Genomic DNA, 18,207 nt, shown 5'->3' on the forward strand with positions numbered 1-18,207 from the left:
TATACAGGCAAAACCCGCCGACGCGGGTTGAATATATTGCAATTAAAATTAGGTTATTCTCTTCAGTCCCTCTGAGCTCGGACTTCGTTTGACAAGACGCGGTTTCAACCGCCGTCTCGCTATTGTAGGGTGCGTCAGCCTCTTGAAATCTTTCGGATAACTGCAAGAATCTAGGAGGCTGACGCACCCGGCGCGATCGTATAAATCGCGCTTTTGAATATGAGCTAGATCATAGAAAGCTTTCGGAGAATTTGGCAAACTGAGAGTAAGGTTAAATAGGAGGTCAAATTAATGACCAATACTACTCTCAATTTGCAGACTGCGCCGGGCCATGAAGTGCTAGCGGCGGCTGGTAAGAAAATGCTGAGGCCGGGGGGGAAAGCTGCTACCGAAATGTTATTTGAATGGGCGGATTTTGGGCCTGGGGAAACTGTTTTGGAGTTGGCTGCTAGTTTTGGATATAGCTCGATCGCCCTTGCGGAACGTTTTGGCGTTAAAGTAGTCGGAGTTGAGAAGAATCCCGAGAGTGTGGCGCGCGCTCGTGCTAATGTTGCAGCAGCGGGTTTGGGCGATCGAGTCCAAATTGTCGAAGCAGATATTTTTCATTTGGATCGGATTTCCCAAGAGTTTGATTGGGTGTTGGCTGAAGCTATCCTGACGATGCAGTCAGCGTCGGGGAAAGCTAAAATTGTATCGGGAATTTGCGATCGGCTCAAGCCAGGTGGTAAGTTTCTCTCGCACGAACTTTTAGCCCGAAACCGAGAATCAGAAATTCACAAAGCTTTATCGGAAGTGATTCGGGCTAATTCCACGCCGTTGTCTGAGTCGGGCTGGATTGCGGTTTGCCAAAACGCGGGTTTGCTGGTAGAAAAGTGTCAAATCGGGGCGATGGGACTCCTCAACTTGCGGCGGATGCTTGAGGATGAAGGGTTTGCGGGTACTGTGCGGATTTTGTGGAATGTTGTTAGTCGTCAGTCAATTCGCGATCGGGTTTTAGCAATGCGTCGAGTTTTCCAGCATTACCAACAGGATTTAGGTTACATCATTATCTGCGCCACAAAACAATCTTAAGGTCGTCAAAAATTATGACTGCTACTCTTTTACCACTGCAATCTTCAGCTATCCAACTCCGAGAAGCAATTGAATATCCCGCCGCCGGAGTGTCTAGCAAAATTTTAGTCAAAGACAATAATTGTCAGTACAATTTACTTTGTCTGGCCGCTGGTAGCGAGGTTTCCGAACACTCTTCGGCGCGCAATGCCACAGTTAATGTTATCGAAGGAAAGGGAATTTTAACTTTGGAAGGCAATGATATTGTCTTGGAACCGGGGGTGTTTATTTTCATGCCCGCCCGCGCTATCCACGCTTTGAAAGCTGAAGAAAAGTTGGCGTTTATCTTGACATTTTCGGAGTGAAATAATACTGTAAATTCTGATTAATTTCAAGAAAATACCATTAGTATTTTCTTGGAAAATTAACCTCTAGATCCCCCCTAGCCCCCCTTAAGAAGGGGGGGACAAGAGCATCAAAGTCCCCGCAACGATTCGGGGAACCGAAGTCTTCTTCAAAGTCCCCCTTCTTAAGGGGGATTTAGGGGGATCAAAACTTAGCGATAAACCTACCGAATCAATGTACTTCTTCCCTTCATTAATCTATTTCATCTCCCGAGGCGATCGCCCCCAATTTTTCCCAATCCAACACCGCAATCTTCCCCCCTCTACGGTAAGATAAAATCGGTTTTAGCTTCTTAAACAACCGCACGCATTCCTCATAAGTGATTCCAATACTGCGAGCAATTTGATAGTAAGAAAACCGTTTTTCTAAACATACACTATTATCCACAATCTTAGTGTTTTGTTCGATGCCAAAGTAATGAATGAATCGGGCCAGCCGCACGATCGCCCTTTCCGACACCAAACCGTGTACAGTCTCGTGCAATTGCTGCAACCGCTGGTTAAAAACCGCCAATATTCGCAAAGCAATCTCAGGATTTTGCCGAATTGCTGCTAGCAAAAATTCCCGTTTTGTGGTAAGAACTTGCACGTCAGTTTCTGCCGTCACCGTTGCGGGCGCAACTGGGTTACCCAGCAAAGCAGGTGCGGCAAAAATATCTCCCTGAAATAAAGTGCGCAGAATTGTTTCTTTGCCCGCCGCCGCTGTTTTTGCTACCCGCAGCGAACCGCTCAAAAGCGTGTATAATTTTTCGGGGATGCGATCGCCCTCATACATCACAACTTCTCCCTGTCGGTAAGTCCGAATTGCTGTATGTTCTTGCAATTGCTCTAAATCAGTTCGGTTTAAGCTGGCAAATATCCCAATTTTGGTCAGTTGCTCGACAGTTGCTTTCATACATTTAACTTTAGGCGATCGGAGTCCATTGAGAGTATAATAACGGTGAATTTAGAATATATCGAGACCAGCAGAGCCATCTACGAAAATGCCGAACCGGAATATCAGCGATATTATTTTGATGAGATAGCTGGCGGATTTGTCCTCATCCACCAACAACACAATCTTAATAACTCCGAAATTTTTATTGCTGAAGTTTTGGCTAAAATAGGGATGAGAGTTAAAATGTTGAGCGAGCAAGCAGCAGAGGGTGTGAGAACGCCAGATGCTGAGATAGACGGTCAGATTTGCGAATTTAAGGAGCTAACAGAATCTACGAGGAACATCAGGTATCGAGTTCAAGAAGGAATTAGCAGGGCAAAAAATCAAGGTGCAGCAGCCGTTATTATTCATGTAAATCGAGATACTTACGAGTTCTGGAAGATAAATGATGGCATCAGAAAAGCTTTTTATTGGGACGAAACACATCTGATTAAAATCATTATATTAGTATTCAACAGCGAAGAAGTTCAAAAAATCACTAGAGAGGAATGGGAAAATGGAAGACGTTTTTAATGAATTTGAAGAAGCTATACAAGTCGGCTTAAAAAATAATATGCCGCGAGATGCCAAATTGATTACACTCGGCCAAATTTTATATGCAGTTACTCGTGATGAGCTGACAAATAAAGAAGGTTTGCAACTGGAAGAGATGATGGGCGGTAGAGAACAGTGGAAAGAGGCACTTGAGTACAGCATTTTTGGCTATCCAGTAGATACCGCAATGCCATCTTTGGACAAACCTCTGGTGATTGCTGGTAAAACTTTTCATTCTCGGTTGATGACTGGGACGGGAAAATATCGCAGCATTGCCGAAATGCAGCAAAGTGTCAACGCTAGCCGGTGCGAAATTGTGACTGTGGCTGTGCGGCGAGTGCAAACAAATGCTCCCGGTCATGAAGGATTGGCGGAGGCTCTGGATTGGACTAAAATTTGGATGCTGCCCAATACTGCTGGTTGTCAAACTGCGGATGAGGCGGTTAGAGTGGCTCGTTTGGGCAGGGAAATGGCGAAGCTTTTAGGGCAGGAAGATAATAATTTTGTTAAGTTAGAAGTGATTCCGGATGCTAAATATTTGCTGCCAGATCCGATCGGCACTTTGGAAGCCGCAGAGCAATTAGTCAAAGAAGGTTTTGCCGTTTTGCCTTACATCAATGCCGATCCGCTGTTGGCAAAACGCCTAGAAGAAGTCGGTTGTGCGACAGTCATGCCTTTAGGTTCGCCCATCGGTTCCGGGCAAGGGATCAATAATGCTGCCAACATTCAAATCATTATTGACACGGTGAAGATTCCTGTGGTGGTGGATGCGGGAATCGGCACTCCCAGCGAAGCGGCCCAAGCAATGGAAATGGGCGCTGATGCACTTTTGATTAATTCGGCGATCGCCAATGCTCAGAATTCTCCGGCGATGGCAAAAGCAATGTCCATGGCTGCAGAAGCGGGACGGCTCGCGTACTTAGCAGGAAGAATGCCGGTCAAAGATTACGCGATCGCCTCTTCCCCCGAAACAGGTACTGTCACATCAAAATAAATTCCCGAACTCAAGGGCGGCACTTTGATAGCGTTTTTTGGTAAAGTGATGGCAATCAAAAATATTGAGGATTGTTGCCAATGCCTTATACTACCGAAGAAGACGGACGCTTGAACAACTTTGCCAAAGAGCCGAAGATGTACGATGCCGTACCTCCCAACAAGAACCAGCAACGGAACTACATCATCCTGGGCATTGCCGCCGCGCTGTTAGTGGCCGGTTTGGTGTATGTGGCGGCTTCAGTATAAAAGCTGAGCTGACACTCAAACCTGCTTCAAATCAGAATTTTAAAGAATCCTTCAATAAACCATGTTTTCCTACCAAGGTAAACATGGTTTTTGTGTTTCAATAACAAGCAGGTAGTTGCAACAGTCCTGAAGCGTGCCTCGCGAGCTGGAAAACTCTCATAAGACAAGCAGAAATTTGGTTGTTTCCTCTGAGCCGTTGGGTTCAGGGACTTGGGTGGCAATTAATCAGACGCGAGCGTCAGTAGATTAGAGATTTTAGATTTACTCCATAGATAAATCTGGCAGATTGAACAGGAGTCGGAAATTTTAAGATCGATACTCCTGAGAGTCGCGGGCTTGTACCATTTTTTGGCGGCTCACCAACATAAAATTGCTAATCGAAAATCTATAATCCTTTGGTCATCATCGGTGCAATTGACTATCGAAGTCACTGTCGTTGTGAGTTATGAGCATCAAGATTTCAACTCTACAATCTACAATCTACAATCTACAATCTACAATCTACAATCTGCAATCCCAAATCTAAAATCGCCAGACCGTGATGTCTATTCCTTCCCAAAAAGTTTCTAGCTCGAACAAGCAGATATACCAACGCTTGAAACAGGCGATCGACCTCAACTTGCGCCGTCAAATTTTTATCGCCGCCTGCGACGACTTGTGCTTGCGGGACTGTCTGGCAGCCCGCTTGCAGGCAGAATTAGCCACCGCCGACTCGGGTGCTGGCTCTTCGATCGACTACCCGCGATTTGTCAGTTTGGAACTAGACTTGAGCGATCCCAATCCTTGGTTGGCGATCGCCGCGTGGCTGACCCAACACCCACCGCCCCAAAATCGCGGCAGCACAGGCAATGCACCAGGATTTCAAATTTTGGGGGCAGAACACCTGACAAGGCACTCAGCAGCCGTGCAGTGGTCTTTCCTGAGCTATTTGAGGGACATCGAAGCACACCTGGAAATGTGCGAGTCTGCTCTGTTGCTGTGGGTGTCGCGCCCCTGGCTCAGTTCGATCGAGCAGTCGGCACCGGAATTTTGGCACTGGCGCACCGGAGTATTTGAGTTTGAAGGCGAACCGACTCCAGCCAAAGCAGATTTGGGACAATCTCAGGACTTCGGAAACTCGCCAGACGGGGCTTCCCGGCGCGACACCGGAAACTCGCGCGACCAACTTTTAATATCTTCAGACTCCGGACAATTCCAAATTCCCGAAGCACAAGTTGCAAATCCCGATTCCCCGTCCAAAGCCCCAGATGCTGATAAATCCGTCGAACTAGCAGATTTGGTACTCGCAGCGGCTTCCCAGGAGTTGGAAGCTCAAAACGATCCTGCATCTCCAGACAATTTTGGGCCGCTGCAAACCCTGCAATACATCGAACTGCTGCAAGAACATCAGTGCTGTTCCGAAGCATTGGCTTTGGCTTATCACAGTTTGGGGAATTGCTACCGCGATCGAATTCTGGGCGGCGATGCTTCGCCACAAAACCTGACAATTGCCATTGGTGCGATCGAGCAAGTGATTGCGTACCTCGAACTCGACGCCAGCGTGCAGTCCCATCAACCACCAACCCAGGAATGCGCCCAACTGATTGCCCAATTGACACAAAATTTAACTCAATACGCCGAGCAGTCCCATACCCTACCCCCGATCGACGATCTGATCAACGATCTCGGTACTTTCTACTGGATGCTGTCGCGCGATCGCACGCAGCATAACGGCGCCGATCCTTTATCCTGCCTCGAACGCAGCATCGCTCTCTACCTTGAAGGTTTGAACCGCACAGATGCTCATACCGCACCCCAAACCCGCGTTAGATTAAACAAAAATTTAGGCATCGCCTCAGCAGATTTAGCGCGCTATCGAGACAAGACAGAGAACTTGCAGCAAGCAGTTGCAGCTTACCAACAAGCGCTGCTGGATTTAGACCCCGCCACGGAACCCCAGCAGTACGCTGCTGCTCAAAATAATTTGGCGACAGCCTACTGGAATTTAGCCCAAGACGGTGAACCTGTTGTCTATCTCAAAAATGCGATCGAAGCTTACACCCAAGCCCTCTGTTGCTACAGTCCCGAACGAGAACCCCTCAACTATGCCGGAGTCCAAAACAACCTCGGTACAGCCTGCTGGAACCTCGCCCAGCACCAACCCTCAGAAGTTTTGTTAGTCAGGGCGATTGAAGCCTACTGCGAAGCCTTGAAATACCGCACCCGAGAATTAGTACCCGCCGCCGCCGCCGCCACCTACAACAATCTCGGTACCGCTTATTGGCATTTGGCGAACCAGTTCCAGCAGAAACAGGCCCGCACCGAATCGTTGCACCAAGCCATTGCCGCCTATGAAGCCGCCCTGGATATCGCCCAAGGGCTCGATCGAACCCAACTCACCTTTGACACCCTTGCCGCCCGCAACAATCTCGGGCTAGCCCACTACCAGCTAGCCACAGACCCTGATTTTGCCGCCAACAAAGCCGCCCAGAGCACCCATCTAGAAGCAGCACTGCACCACCAGTTGCAAGTGTGCGCCGGTGTGGGACAACATCTCAATGACAAAGGGTTAACATATGGAGATAAACTCAACCTGCAAGCCTCGGCCAACTCCCAAGCTGATTCCCGGCAAACAGCCTTGAGCTATATTGTCAAAACGATTAGAGCTTTTTATAGTGAATGTGGGCTACCAGGCCAAAATTTAGCCTTATCCAAAGTTCCCGGAGATTTATTGCCCGAAATCTTGCGTAGGTTATAAATACGGCTATAACTATTAAAAGCTCAATTTTTTCGAGATTTGTATCCACTTTTCTATTATTATGGCTGAATATTCTTGCCTAATTCTTCAAGCAAAGTTGTGGTCATGGCCCCTGTAAAAATCCTTGTGGTTGATGACGACCCGGCAATCCGCAATTTAATTCACCGTTTTTTGAGCCAGCAAGGTTATCAAGTCGAGTCTGCCGAAGACGGTCAGACTGGTCTGGAATTATTTGAGCAACTCAATCCTGACTTAGTAGTTCTAGATGTAAATTTACCCGATACTACTGGCTATAAACTGTGTCAAGAAATGCAAAGACGCACGGGCGTGTTTGTGTTGATGCTGACCAGCCGAACTGATGAAGCTGACAAAATGAAAGGTTTTGCCGAAGGCGCTGACGACTACATTACTAAACCATTTAGCCTTGTAGAAATTGGAGCTCGCGTTGCGGCTATTCTCAAGCGCAAGCGCATTGTTACTCCGGCCCAACAACAAAGTCTTACCTTTGGACAGCTACTAATAGACCCCGTACGCCGCGAGGTGATTATCAGCAATCAAATAGTTGCTTTGACTGCTTTAGAATTTGACTTGCTCTACTGTTTGGCGAGTAAACCCGGTCGCGTATGGAGGCGATCGGAATTGTTGCATGAAGTGTGGGATTACGAGTATGTAGGAGCCGATCGCGTGGTGGATGTCCATATCGGTCAAATTCGCCGCAAAATTGAACCAGATACCAATCAAATTTCCATGATTCAAACCGTTAGGGGAGTGGGTTACAAATTTGAGCCAACAACCTAACAGCAAAAGACACAACACATCCTGGGCGGGTTGACAAATATCCTTGATTGAGACCCACGATATTTGTCAATCCGCCCGGACGACAGGGCAACGGTAAGGTGCTGCTAGGCTCGGCCGCCATCACTTAAAACTTTGATTGCTGGTTTTGCAAATACTCGCTGACAGATGACGCCCGCTCAAAACCCCTGCGCACGCAATCTCCCAAAGCTACACCGCCAACGTAGTTGCTGCACAAATACAGCCCGGGCAATGATTTCAAGCCCCGATCGATCTGTTGCAGTCGATCGAAATAACCCAAATTGTATTGAGGAATTGCCCGCTTCCACACATTCACCGCTAAAACCTTCGGCTGCGCCGCCTCGGGCTTGAGCAAAATCCGAGACAAATCTCGGTGCACCTCCCGAACGATTTGTTCTGAGTCCAAATCGCCAATTCCCGAATCAGTAGCACCGCCGATATAACTCGTGAGAGTTTGCCAGCCCGCAGGCGCGCGACCCCCAAATAAACTCGATGTCCAAATCGTCCCCAGAGTGCGAATTCCCTGCCCCCTCGGGATTAAATTTCCAAAACCCACTAATTTACCCTTGACATCCGACAACGGATATGCTAAGACGACGCAGGCAACCGTAGGATAAGTAAAAGCTTGTAAAGCACTGCTAACGGAGGGTTCCAGCGGCTCCAACAACTCGGCTGTCACGTAAGCCGGCGTGGTCAAAACCACAGTCCGGGCCTCCACTTCCTGCTGTCCGTCGGGGGTAGAGAATACAGCAATGTAAGTGTCGCGTTCTGTGCGATCGATCCGAGTCAGGTGCCAGTTGAGTTTCAGACGATCGGTCAATTGAGCGGCGATCGCTTGCGGCAGAGCGTTCAACCCCCCTTTAAACGAACCCAACTCCCCCGGCTGAGTCTTGGGCACATTCGGGTCTGCGGGCATTTTCTTCGGCTTGTTCCTAGCAGAAAGCAGCGCCCCCGCCACCAGGCCGCCACCCACATCAGCCATCTTGGTTACGCGGCCAAAAGCCGCCGCCGCGCTAAGCTGTTGCGGATCGCCGGCATACACCCCAGACACAAAAGGTTCCACCAACCGCTGCATCACTTCCGTCCCCAGATGGCGCGCGAAAAATTGAGAAACAGTTTCCCGATCGCCCTGCTGCGAAAGTTGAGCGCCCATGGCGGGGGCCACAAACCCCAAAGCCCCGAACAGCGCCCGCAGTTTCCCCCGAAAACTCAGCAACTGAGACTTAACCATCGCCCCAGGAGTCATTGGTACCGGTTGCAGCTTATTTTGCCAATAAACATAACGCGGTAATTGGCGATCGGCAAAAATCAACTCCTGCTTCAACCCGACATCCACAGCCAACTTCATCAATTCTGGCGTCGGCGAAAAACTGTTCGGGCCCTCCTCCCAGAGAAATCCTTCCCCCGTCGCAGTGGTGATGTTCCCGCCCACTCGTCCCTGACTTTCAGCAACTAAAATCTTCAGCGGCGATGCAGTAGTTGCGCCTTTGTCAAGTGCGTGCGCCAAACTTAAACCGCTAATACCCGCACCCACAATCAAGGTATCTAAAAGTTCCATATTACACATAAAAATATCGCACTCTTTATGTTACATGGTTTGCGCGGCTTGTGTTCGAGAGTTCGGCGTGCTGCAAAACCGCTTTCAGATGACCGAATGCGGCATCGGTACAGGGGAATGGAGAATTGGCAATTGCCAATTGGTCAGCCATCGCGCATTTGGCAAGCATTTTTCCCCTCTCTGTGCCCATCCGGCGCCTCTAGTTCACGACGACGGAGTTACATTGTTGCTGTGCAAGTCTTGAGGAGATTGAAACAGAGTTTCGAGATAAACTCTTGCAGCTTGGCGGTAGCTGCGCGAAGCTTCCGGCGTACCGCTGTCGGCATTCTGCAACAAAAACAGTGACAGGGCCGCGCAAAATACTCGGTCTAGATCCCATTCGGGGTGGGTCTCCAGGTAAGTTTTGAGAGAATCGTGCAGCGTTTCGGGAATTTCGGCAAAAATACTGACTGTTGGGTTCATCATTTTTTAGTCTCGCTAACAAATTGAAAATAGAACCCCCCTTTCGGCCGGATACAGGTGCAGGCACAGCCGAAATCAGAGCGCTTTTTTAGGTAGGTCGCATCATTGTGCGCTATCAGGGGGTGGGTCTGTCAATGTTGCAAAATATTACAAAGTCGTTTGTGTAAAAAAAATATTTACGAAACAATAGGGTTTTGAGCCTGATTTTTTTTACATAAATTTATATTGGCCAGCAAGTATGAGGAGTTAGGCCGCAAGTTCACGAAATCCCCAATTCCGCAGCAAGATGCTACCTTACCGTTAACTTCTGTGGAAAACTTCGCTAAATCTGTGGAAAACCTCGAACTAGCTTGTGGAAACGCTGTGGAATATTTAGGGAAAAGTTAGGCAAAAAATAAGAATTGCAAAGGGGAGTTATGGGTGATGGGTGATGGGAATCGATGCAGGCTTTTTGGGCAGCTTAAATAAGTTGTCCGCGATGCAGCAAGCCAACATTGAGATACCGAGAGTCGATCGCCTAAAATCCAAACCCAACACTCATTTTATTTTATATATATATAAATTTTTCTGTGAATTTTCCTGATGGCTGGTTGTTAAGTGACGGCCTTTAATTTTCTGACGGATCGCCATTAAAAAAAATGATAAATATTCTGATTATCCAGAGAACGTACTCAAGCATAACATCGATTTCCAAAGATAGGGGCAGCGACCAGCAAATTTGAATTTAATGTCTGTGTATCCTTGGGATATTAATAATTTAGTGAGGGTATGTACTGAAAAAAATTTAATGTGGCCGTTGTCCCAAAGCACGGTAAAATGTTTGTCTAGTTGGCCAGTAATAGCTAATGCCACGTTTTTTAAATAGCCGTGATAGGGGGTAGAAATAATTAGTTTGCCTCCCGGCTTGAGGCATTTCTGGGCATTTTTTGCCAGTTCTTTCGGATAAAGTAAGTGTTCGATTACTTCCACGGCTAAGACAACATCAAATGAGTGCAGCATATCGAGATGGGGAAGTTCGTAAATATCTGCTTGGACAAACTGACACTCGGGGAAACTTTGACGGGAGATGGTAATTCCAGGCGCAGAATTGTCCACGCCGACAACTTCGCAGCCGTACTCTGCTATGACGTGACTGAGGCTGCCATTGCCACAGCCGAGATCCAAAACTCGCAGTTTTGTGGGGCTGGCATCTTGAAGTGTCGCCAGCATTTCTAAAAGGGGAGATATCAAATAAGCGTGATGATATCTGGGAAGGTTGTTTGTGTAATAATACGTATAATTGGTAAAGTTTTTTTTCATCAATGATTAAGCTATGGAGACTATTGCCGAGACCGCAAATTTCCGGGCAGTGGGTGCACTGTTTGAGTCAATGTTCGCCACGTTAGGGGTGTGAGAGTCGATCGGCTACTCGATCGTCTCATGGTTTGACAGGTGAATTGTTGTCACCGAATCCACCGGATGTGAAAATAAATCTTTGACAGGGTGCAAAATCTCGCATCGCCGATTCGATCGGGTCGATGTCCAAGGCATTCGGAAAGCAAAAGCCCGCTGTAGCATGAATTGTCTCTCGCTCGCTAGCCGGAAACAGCACTGCTCGATCTCTTACCTTGGGCCGCAACCGGATCGTCCATGAGATTTTAGCTTTCAGCAACTGCGGTGTGTCAATGGCAAGGCTTTTTTGCAGGCTGAAAAATTTTCACTCAGGGGCGATCGTCGCGTGCAAGTCGATCGCAAAATTGAAGATGTAAGTGTGACCGAAATCACAGGCATTTACCCAACAAATTGCTGAGCATCTTTAAGTGAAGACACTTAGAATCGAGATTACGGCGGTGGCTTCTATAATTGTGTTTAACTGTGGTTCAGAAGCTGTGTTGTCTCGTCAGCAGAGCACTCCAGACAGGTACTCACTATCCATCGGTTTGGTTTATTGCACTATGGTCTCTGTTGGGTGTTGCACCTTAATTTAGATATGTCCTATGGTTAAGTTAGGTCAATCCTCCTTTCGCCGTATTTTACTGTCGCGGATTTTGTTGCTGAGCGTACCTGTTTTACTGGTGGGGGAGTATGTTACCTATCGCAAAGCACGATCGACGCTTCTGGAAACTGCTCGTCAAAACTTGACAGAAAGTGCCGTCAGAAAAGCAGAAACTATTGAACAGTGGGCAAAATCCCTGAAGTCGAATTTGATCGGCGCTTCCCAAAACTCGATGTTGCAGTCTGTCGAGCCCAAGGATTATCAAAAGTTTATCGCGCAATTAGGGCAGCGGTTGCCAGCTCAGGTAGATTGCTTGCAATTGACTAATTTACAGACAAATCAAGTGATCGCCAGCACCTGCGGCCAGCAGCCGATTCAGTCCCTGCCTCCCAATTTTTGGCCGCAAGTGCAGCAACAGCAAACGCTGCTGGACGACAAGAGCGTTTACATCAGTCTGTCGTGGCCCGTACAGTCGCAGGGGAAAGCAAACCAGAAGAAGCAGACTTTGGATGCTGAGGATTTTCCAGAGGCGGGTAAAGAAGGCCGCGACAGCCAAGTGAGTTTGGTGTTGAGCGCTCCTGTTTACATTCGTCGGGGCAACAATCGGCAGTTGAGTTATGCTTTGAGTTTGCAGTCGGCCCTGCCGGTGCAAACCAGCGCTCCTAAGGGTTCTCTAGCCGGCTATACGGTGGCGATCGACCAAGATGGCACGATTTTGGCGCACCCGAATATCAACCGCGTCGGTCGCAATATCGACGCCGAGGCAGATGCCGATCGACTAAAAAGTATTGTCAGAAGGGCGATCGCTGGCGGACAAGCTTTTCTCCACCTGTTTTCCTTTGACAAAAATGGGGTAGAATTGCTAGCAGGATACGCGGCGATACCGAGTCCTTCAACAAAAGAAGAAAACAGCAAGTGGATTATTTTAGCTGTCTCTCGTTTAGATAGCGCTCTATCGGGTTTGGAAGAAATTCAGCAAGTTTTATTTAATTTAATTGTTGGCTTAGTTGCTGCTAGTATCATCGCCACTTTATATCTATCTCGCGACTTAGCACGTCCTTTAGAAAAACTCAGAGACTACGCGCTCAAAGTGGATACAGAAGCGCCGGAAGCAGTACCACAAAATTTCCAAATTAGGGAATTCAATCAACTATCAGAAGCACTCAACAGCATGGTGCAGCGCCTCAGATCCTGGGCGAGAGAATTGGAAGTCGCCACCAAGGAAGCGCAAGTTGCCAACCAGTTAAAAAATGAATTTTTGGGCAATATTTCTCATGAATTGAGAACACCGCTTAACGGGATTATTGGTTTTATTCAAATTGTGCGGGACGGTTACTGCGACGACCGAGATGAAGAGATGGAGTTCTTGCAGCGCGCGCACGACTCGTCTATGCAATTGCTGAATATTATTAATGATATTTTGGACATTGCTAAAATAGAATCCGGCACCTTTTCCCTGATGTTAGAAGTAGTTGATATAACTCAGGTACTTGAAGATGCGATTGATTTGCAAGCAGCTCAAATAGAAGAAAAAGGTTTGAAATTAAGCTTACCAGATCCTCACGACCCAATTATTGTTCATGCCGATCCGGAAAAGCTAAAACAGGTGTTTTTGAACGTTTTGAGCAATGCCGTTAAGTTTACAGAGTCTGGTAGCATTAGTATATCTCTGTGTCTAGAATCTCGAAATAATTCTACTATTTTTAACGGTAGTGCCCCGGAAACTACGGGCCTCGGCGGTGAAACCGATTGGGTGGTGGTGACAATTAAAGACACCGGAATTGGTATCGATCCCGAGCAGCAGCAGAAATTGTTTCAACCTTTTGTGATGGCTGACGGTTCTACAACTCGCAAGTTTGGCGGTAACGGTTTGGGCTTGGCTATCTCGCGCAGGATTATGGAATCTATGATCGGAAGCATTAGCCTGCACAGCGCAGGTGTAAATCAAGGTACTTCGGTGATGATTTCTTTACCTGTGAATAATCAGCAGTCAAGTTTTTATTTTCACAGTCAGGACTTGGTAGCGGAAAAGGGAAATTTCAAAAGTTATGACTGATTTTCTCAATAGTTCAATTTTAAAATCTGAAATGCTATTAGGGACAGAAAATGAAAATTTCAAAATTTAGGGCAGATTTTGGCAATTCTAAAATTTGAAAATCTCAAATCTCAAATCTCAAATCTCAAATGGTATCAGGGGCTGTCCGTCGAGTTCGAGGGATTTGCTCAAAGCGCTGAGAATGCGGATTAATTCGACGGAAGCAGAGCCGGAAGAGGTAGGACAGGGGGTATTTGTTTGCACGCAGTTGAGAAAGCGATCGCACACTCGCCTCAGCGGTTCTACCTGTTCTAAATTTAACACTTGTCGGTGTATCAGATTGGTTGGTGGCGGCACGCGCGGCGAAGCTATCCCGCAGGGAATCGCACTTTCAAAAGAATTATCCTCTTCGCCCCCCCGATTTGAACCACCCCGCTGCAAAATCAGGGGAGTTTCCGGCAACATTTCGTCAAAAATCAAGGTTCCCAAACTCCCAACAACTGTTAAGCGCCGCTGTTTGTCGGGATTTAACCAGCACAGGTGAATGAATGCTTGAAATCCGTCGGGATAAGTCAGCGTTACCCAAACTAAATCTGCTAGTTTTTCTTGTTGATTTATTCCTGCTTCCCTCTGACTTATTCCTTCTAACTTGGGAAATACAGTCCCCGTTGCTCTGACTTGAATTGGGGTTTGTTCCAGCCAAGTATTGAAAATAGCGATATCGTGAACTGCTAAGTCCCAAAGGGCATCAACATCGTGCCGTACTGGTTCAAAATGCGTACGCTGGGCGTAACCGTAGCGCAAGTTTCCGAGTTGATGCTGCTGAATAATCCTTTGGCCGCGATCGACTGCTGGATGAAACAAATAAGTGTGGTCAACGAAGAGTTGCCGCTGCTGTTTTTGGGCTAATTGGCAGAGTTCTATTGCTTCACTGAGCAAGAGGGCGAGGGGTTTTTCTACTAATACGTGGTAGCCTTGTTCCAGGGCTGCGGCTGCGAGGGTGTAGTGTGTAGAAGCTGGAGTTGCGATCGCCACAGCATCAAGTCCCGCCAATTCTTGCACTTGTGACCAATCGGTAGCTAAAATCACCGAGGGATGCAGATTAAACTGTTTTTGAACAGCCACCAATGAATCAAAATTCTGGTCTACTACCGCTAACACTTGGCTGTTGGGATGTTCGAGAAAGTTGCGAATTAGGTTAACTCCCCAGCGTCCGGCACCCAATACAGCTATTCCGATTTTCATTGACAATAATTTCAAAAATCGCACAGCTATTATAGCATATTTGGGATTTTTTTTAGGTTTTTTAATAAAAAAAATATTTATAACGAACGCCATAAACAGGGTTCGTAGTGAGGACTTTAGTCCTTAAGGGGAAGGACTGAAGTCCTCACTACGAACCTTGTTTTTTACATTTTTTTTAAAATTCTCAGTTACGGACAATCAACTAATTTATTGAAAGCTGCTTGAGCCGCTGCTTGTTCGGCCGCTTTGATCGATCGACCTTTTCCATCTGCTACCAACTCTCCCTGAATCAGAACTTCCGCAGTAAAACGATCCTCGCCGCCCTGTACTGTCCCAGTTTCTCGCACGCTATATTTGGGTAAAGTTTTGTATTGGCCTTGAGTCAGCTCTTGGAGAGCCGCTTTGTAGTTTTGGCGGGCCGGATCGCTGCGAATTTCCGCGGCTAAACGTTGAAAGTGACCGTCTAACCAAGGGCGAATTAATTCTAAGGTTTGGGCACTCAAATAAAGGGCAGCTAGCAAGGCTTCTAAAGAATCTGCCAGCCTGGGAACGACGCCTGTTTTGTCGGCGGCGGCGCTGCTGGAAACGATTAAATAGCGATCGAACCCGTAACTGTCAGCGATTTTAGCAAGAATGCGATCGCTCACCAAGATCGATCGAATAGCGGCAAACTCTCCCACCATACAGTCGGGATAAATCTCAAACAACAATTCCGAGGCCGCCAGTCGCACCACCGCATCGCCCACAAACTCTAATTGTTCGTAATTTGCCTTAGCAGACGCACTCGCATGAGTCAAAGCTAAATCAACGAGATGCCATTTTATCGAAGCATCTTTCGACAGTCCCAACTTTTCAATTAATGTTTCAAGTTGCTTTTGGCGACCCGGATAAATCATATTTGTTATTTGTTATTTGTTATTTGTTGTTTGTTATTTGTTAGTTGTTATTTGTTAGTTGTTATTTATTATTTGTTATTTATTATTTGTTATTTGTTAGTTGTTATTTATTATTTGTTATTTGTTATTTATTATTTGTTATTTGCTCCTTCTTCCAAATTCTGTCTTCCTTCTATCCTTTACATCCCGTACATTGCTCGTTGCCGAACTTTCTTCTTTATGGGGATTTTGGAGGGGAAAAAGTCGGACATAAGCCGGGTTCTGTTATCTCAACTGCAAGCAGTTTTCGACGGCAGTTATCTATCTGGGACGGCTGTTACCAGACGCCTCAAGCGGTACCAAAGAACGAAACCGGTAAAAAACCAACCATAGTTCCTCCGACCTTGCTCCCAACCGGGGTTTACCTAGCCAGCACCTCTCGATGCTGCTGGTGCGCTCTTACCGCACCTTTGCACCCTTACCCCCTAATACTTTGCGATTTTAGACGATCGACTTTTGATGCAATCTCAAATCTCAAATCTCCAATCTCTAACTAAGGGGCGGTATTTTTCTGTGGCACTATCCTCACGATCGCTCGCACTGGGCGTTACCCAGCAAGTTTGGTTTTTCGGGAGCCCGGACTTTCCTCAGACAAGCTTTCGCCAATCCGCAACCGCCTGCGCCTACTTTTTCCCCAGATTTATTGTACAGGAAGCGAGGGATTTTAGATTTAAGATTTTAAATTTAAGATTTTAAATTTAAGATTTACTTGCAGGATTGAATCTGGGAGCTTATTGATTTTTGATTGATGATACCAGGATTTATGACGCGGCTGCAACCAGGGGCTAGAAACCAAGTTTCTTCCTATAATTCTGGTTGCTCAACACAAAATATCCTAGAAATAGGGTTTCTGAGGTCAGCCCGGGTAAGTGGGACAGTTGTATTTTTTTAAACTGGTATAACAAACATATCAACGCGTCTCCCGAAAAATGTCCCGGGGGGCGATCGCATTTGATAGAACTTCCCAGTTCAGTCATCTTTGAGAGTAGAAAAATTTTCAAACCAGCCGCGCCGCCAAAAGAAGTAAACTAAACTAGAGGCGATCGCTAGCATCAGCCCCCAACAAAGCGGATAGCCAAAATACCAATTCAGTTCCGGCATATTAAATGGCGACTTCTCTGTATTGAAATTCATCCCGTATACTCCCGCCACAAAAGTCAGAGGAATAAAGATACTCGAAATCACTGTCAGCAATTTCATGATTTCATTCATTTTATTGCCAACCGAAGACAGGTAAACATCCATCAAACCAGAAGAAAGTTCCCGGTAAGTTTCCACCATATCCATCACCTGCACCGTGTGATCGTAACAGTCGCGGAGGTAAACTCGCACCTCAGGACTAATCAAATCACTGCCATCTCGAATTAGCGTGTTAATTGCATCCCGCTGCGGCCAAATCGCGCGGCGCAGCGTTAGCAATTCTCGCCGGATCTTATAAATCTTTTCCAGAGTTTTTCTAGTAGGGCGCACCACAACTTCATCTTCTAACTCTTCAATCCGCTCTCCGTATAGTTCTAATACCGGGAAGAATCCATCTATAATCGAATCTAGGAGAGTATAGGCTAGATAATCTGCTCCGTGCTTGCGAATAATTCCTTGTCCTTTACGAATGCGCTCGCGCACGGGGTCAAAACAATCATAGTCCGGTTCTTCTTGAACTGTTAACAAGTAATGTTTGCCCAAAATTAAACTTACTTGTTCTTTATGAAAATTTTCTGAATTAGGCTTAATCATCACCATCCAGGCAATAATTAAAATGTGTTCTTCATAGTCTACAACTTTCGGTCGCTGGGGAACATTTACTACATCTTCTTGAGCCATGACGTGCAAATTAAAAACTTCCCCCATTTGTCGCCAAGTTTCTTTGTTTCCCAATCCCAACATATCAACCCAAGAAACTGATTCTGTATCTAAATAGGCAACAGCTTCTCCAGGATTAGCCAATTTTTTAGGGCGAGTAGCTTTTGTTTCGCAATAGTCAATTAATACAATATCTGGAGGCGGCGCATCGGGTTCTAAGTCGAGAGTTCCCGGGAGCGCCCCCGGAGCGTCATAAAAATAGTCAACATAGGAATCATCATCATCATCATCTTTTATTGGTTTGGGAACGGCACTAGAAGTATGTATGCTTTTGTATACCATGTTGATATTTCCGAGTTTTGGAACATTTAATTAGACTATCATTTTTCCAGTATAACCATCAATTTAAAATAACAACTGTCGGGTGCATCTGGTTTTTGAAGCCTGAAGAAGCATGACCGCATATAAGTTATTAGT

At 46.5% G+C, this 18,207-nt stretch carries 19 protein-coding genes and 1 other RNA gene; 9 read left to right on the top strand and 11 right to left on the bottom strand.

The window, feature by feature from the left end; all coding sequences use genetic code 11:
- The coding region (locus QT974_RS11120; protein WP_333468546.1) for a hypothetical protein at positions 1 to 187 on the bottom strand (187 nt) is incomplete at its 3' end.
- Positions 188 to 291: 104 nt separating this feature from the next.
- On the opposite strand from QT974_RS11120, the gene QT974_RS11125 reads away from it, so the two are divergent.
- On the top strand, positions 292 to 1,071 hold the full coding sequence (locus tag QT974_RS11125) for an SAM-dependent methyltransferase (protein WP_333468547.1): 780 nt from the start codon (positions 292 to 294) through the stop codon (positions 1,069 to 1,071).
- A gap of 14 nt (positions 1,072 to 1,085) precedes the next feature.
- Positions 1,086 to 1,415, top strand: coding sequence for a cupin domain-containing protein (locus QT974_RS11130; RefSeq protein WP_333468548.1), 330 nt, complete (start codon positions 1,086 to 1,088; stop codon positions 1,413 to 1,415).
- A gap of 232 nt (positions 1,416 to 1,647) precedes the next feature.
- Here the strand turns inward: QT974_RS11130 and QT974_RS11135 are convergent, their stop codons facing one another.
- Entirely contained in the window at positions 1,648 to 2,349 is a 702-nt protein-coding gene (locus QT974_RS11135; RefSeq protein WP_333468549.1) for a Crp/Fnr family transcriptional regulator, read from the bottom strand.
- 45 nt (positions 2,350 to 2,394) lie between these two features.
- On the opposite strand from QT974_RS11135, the gene QT974_RS11140 reads away from it, so the two are divergent.
- From QT974_RS11140 to QT974_RS11160, 5 genes are all read left to right on the top strand, one after another.
- On the top strand, positions 2,395 to 2,904 hold the full coding sequence (locus tag QT974_RS11140) for a hypothetical protein (protein ID WP_333468550.1): 510 nt from the start codon (positions 2,395 to 2,397) through the stop codon (positions 2,902 to 2,904).
- A 208-nt stretch (positions 2,905 to 3,112) separates the two neighbouring features.
- Complete coding sequence (locus tag QT974_RS11145; protein WP_333468562.1) at positions 3,113 to 3,919, top strand: thiazole synthase; 807 nt, start codon at positions 3,113 to 3,115, stop codon at positions 3,917 to 3,919.
- 80 nt (positions 3,920 to 3,999) lie between these two features.
- Positions 4,000 to 4,167: a photosystem II assembly protein Psb34 gene (psb34, locus tag QT974_RS11150; RefSeq protein WP_333468551.1), complete on the top strand. Its 168-nt coding sequence runs from the start codon at positions 4,000 to 4,002 to the stop codon at positions 4,165 to 4,167.
- A 541-nt stretch (positions 4,168 to 4,708) separates the two neighbouring features.
- A complete protein-coding gene (locus QT974_RS11155) occupies positions 4,709 to 6,904 on the top strand; it encodes a hypothetical protein (RefSeq protein WP_333468552.1) in 2,196 nt (731 codons plus the stop codon).
- A gap of 105 nt (positions 6,905 to 7,009) precedes the next feature.
- The gene (locus QT974_RS11160) at positions 7,010 to 7,702 is read left to right on the top strand and encodes a response regulator transcription factor (protein ID WP_333468553.1); all 693 of its coding nucleotides are present in this window, start codon (positions 7,010 to 7,012) and stop codon (positions 7,700 to 7,702) included.
- A 124-nt stretch (positions 7,703 to 7,826) separates the two neighbouring features.
- Here the strand turns inward: QT974_RS11160 and hemG are convergent, their stop codons facing one another.
- Genes hemG through QT974_RS11175 form a run of 3 tightly spaced genes read right to left on the bottom strand, consistent with a single transcriptional unit; the run spans position 7,827 to position 9,740 of the window.
- Entirely contained in the window at positions 7,827 to 9,278 is a 1,452-nt protein-coding gene (gene hemG / locus QT974_RS11165) for a protoporphyrinogen oxidase (protein WP_333468563.1), read from the bottom strand.
- A 25-nt stretch (positions 9,279 to 9,303) separates the two neighbouring features.
- Positions 9,304 to 9,447, bottom strand: a complete 144-nt coding sequence (locus tag QT974_RS11170; protein WP_333468554.1) for a hypothetical protein — start codon at positions 9,445 to 9,447, stop codon at positions 9,304 to 9,306.
- A 35-nt stretch (positions 9,448 to 9,482) separates the two neighbouring features.
- On the bottom strand, positions 9,483 to 9,740 hold the full coding sequence (locus QT974_RS11175) for a DUF2811 domain-containing protein (RefSeq protein WP_050813024.1): 258 nt from the start codon (positions 9,738 to 9,740) through the stop codon (positions 9,483 to 9,485).
- A gap of 225 nt (positions 9,741 to 9,965) precedes the next feature.
- Here QT974_RS11175 and QT974_RS11180 point away from each other — a divergent pair, with 225 nt between their 5' ends.
- Positions 9,966 to 10,127 (top strand): hypothetical protein, encoded by a 162-nt coding sequence (locus QT974_RS11180; RefSeq protein ID WP_333468555.1) that lies wholly within the window; start codon positions 9,966 to 9,968, stop codon positions 10,125 to 10,127.
- A 267-nt stretch (positions 10,128 to 10,394) separates the two neighbouring features.
- On the opposite strand, the gene QT974_RS11185 is transcribed toward QT974_RS11180, so the two are convergent.
- Entirely contained in the window at positions 10,395 to 11,039 is a 645-nt protein-coding gene (locus tag QT974_RS11185; protein ID WP_333468556.1) for a class I SAM-dependent methyltransferase, read from the bottom strand.
- 118 nt (positions 11,040 to 11,157) lie between these two features.
- Positions 11,158 to 11,391 carry a hypothetical protein gene (locus tag QT974_RS11190; RefSeq protein ID WP_333468557.1) on the bottom strand — a complete coding sequence of 78 codons (234 nt, stop codon included), beginning with the start codon at positions 11,389 to 11,391 and terminating at the stop codon, positions 11,158 to 11,160.
- Positions 11,392 to 11,716: 325 nt separating this feature from the next.
- Between QT974_RS11190 and QT974_RS11195 the strand changes: the two genes are divergently transcribed.
- Positions 11,717 to 13,771: an ATP-binding protein gene (locus QT974_RS11195; protein WP_333468558.1), complete on the top strand. Its 2,055-nt coding sequence runs from the start codon at positions 11,717 to 11,719 to the stop codon at positions 13,769 to 13,771.
- Positions 13,772 to 13,888: 117 nt separating this feature from the next.
- Here the strand turns inward: QT974_RS11195 and QT974_RS11200 are convergent, their stop codons facing one another.
- The 4 genes from QT974_RS11200 to corA all read right to left on the bottom strand — a co-directional run bounded on the left by QT974_RS11200 (position 13,889) and on the right by corA (position 18,072).
- The gene (locus QT974_RS11200) at positions 13,889 to 14,995 is read right to left on the bottom strand and encodes a Gfo/Idh/MocA family protein (RefSeq protein WP_333468559.1); all 1,107 of its coding nucleotides are present in this window, start codon (positions 14,993 to 14,995) and stop codon (positions 13,889 to 13,891) included.
- A gap of 188 nt (positions 14,996 to 15,183) precedes the next feature.
- Positions 15,184 to 15,891: a ribonuclease III gene (rnc, locus tag QT974_RS11205; protein ID WP_333468560.1), complete on the bottom strand. Its 708-nt coding sequence runs from the start codon at positions 15,889 to 15,891 to the stop codon at positions 15,184 to 15,186.
- 235 nt (positions 15,892 to 16,126) lie between these two features.
- Positions 16,127 to 16,560, bottom strand: an RNA gene (gene rnpB, locus QT974_RS11210) — RNase P RNA component class A.
- Between the two features lie 339 nt (positions 16,561 to 16,899).
- Positions 16,900 to 18,072: a magnesium/cobalt transporter CorA gene (corA, locus tag QT974_RS11215; RefSeq protein ID WP_333468561.1), complete on the bottom strand. Its 1,173-nt coding sequence runs from the start codon at positions 18,070 to 18,072 to the stop codon at positions 16,900 to 16,902.
- Between the last annotated feature and the right edge of the window lie 135 nt (positions 18,073 to 18,207).

The organism is Microcoleus sp. BM001215392, assembly GCF_036700185.1.
Classification (GTDB): domain Bacteria; phylum Cyanobacteriota; class Cyanobacteriia; order Cyanobacteriales; family Microcoleaceae; genus Microcoleus.

Coding starts and splice junctions, on each gene's coding strand:
- QT974_RS11125 (WP_333468547.1), top strand. CDS start 292: ATGACCAATACTACTCTCAATTTGCAGACTGCGCCGGGCCATGAAGTG.
- QT974_RS11130 (WP_333468548.1), top strand. CDS start 1,086: ATGACTGCTACTCTTTTACCACTGCAATCTTCAGCTATCCAACTCCGA.
- QT974_RS11135 (WP_333468549.1), bottom strand. CDS start 2,349: ATGAAAGCAACTGTCGAGCAACTGACCAAAATTGGGATATTTGCCAGC.
- QT974_RS11145 (WP_333468562.1), top strand. CDS start 3,113: ATGCCATCTTTGGACAAACCTCTGGTGATTGCTGGTAAAACTTTTCAT.
- psb34 (WP_333468551.1), top strand. CDS start 4,000: ATGCCTTATACTACCGAAGAAGACGGACGCTTGAACAACTTTGCCAAA.
- QT974_RS11155 (WP_333468552.1), top strand. CDS start 4,709: ATGTCTATTCCTTCCCAAAAAGTTTCTAGCTCGAACAAGCAGATATAC.
- QT974_RS11160 (WP_333468553.1), top strand. CDS start 7,010: ATGGCCCCTGTAAAAATCCTTGTGGTTGATGACGACCCGGCAATCCGC.
- hemG (WP_333468563.1), bottom strand. CDS start 9,278: ATGGAACTTTTAGATACCTTGATTGTGGGTGCGGGTATTAGCGGTTTA.
- QT974_RS11170 (WP_333468554.1), bottom strand. CDS start 9,447: ATGCTTGCCAAATGCGCGATGGCTGACCAATTGGCAATTGCCAATTCT.
- QT974_RS11175 (WP_050813024.1), bottom strand. CDS start 9,740: ATGAACCCAACAGTCAGTATTTTTGCCGAAATTCCCGAAACGCTGCAC.
- QT974_RS11185 (WP_333468556.1), bottom strand. CDS start 11,039: ATGAAAAAAAACTTTACCAATTATACGTATTATTACACAAACAACCTT.
- QT974_RS11195 (WP_333468558.1), top strand. CDS start 11,717: ATGGTTAAGTTAGGTCAATCCTCCTTTCGCCGTATTTTACTGTCGCGG.
- QT974_RS11200 (WP_333468559.1), bottom strand. CDS start 14,995: ATGAAAATCGGAATAGCTGTATTGGGTGCCGGACGCTGGGGAGTTAAC.
- rnc (WP_333468560.1), bottom strand. CDS start 15,891: ATGATTTATCCGGGTCGCCAAAAGCAACTTGAAACATTAATTGAAAAG.
- corA (WP_333468561.1), bottom strand. CDS start 18,072: ATGGTATACAAAAGCATACATACTTCTAGTGCCGTTCCCAAACCAATA.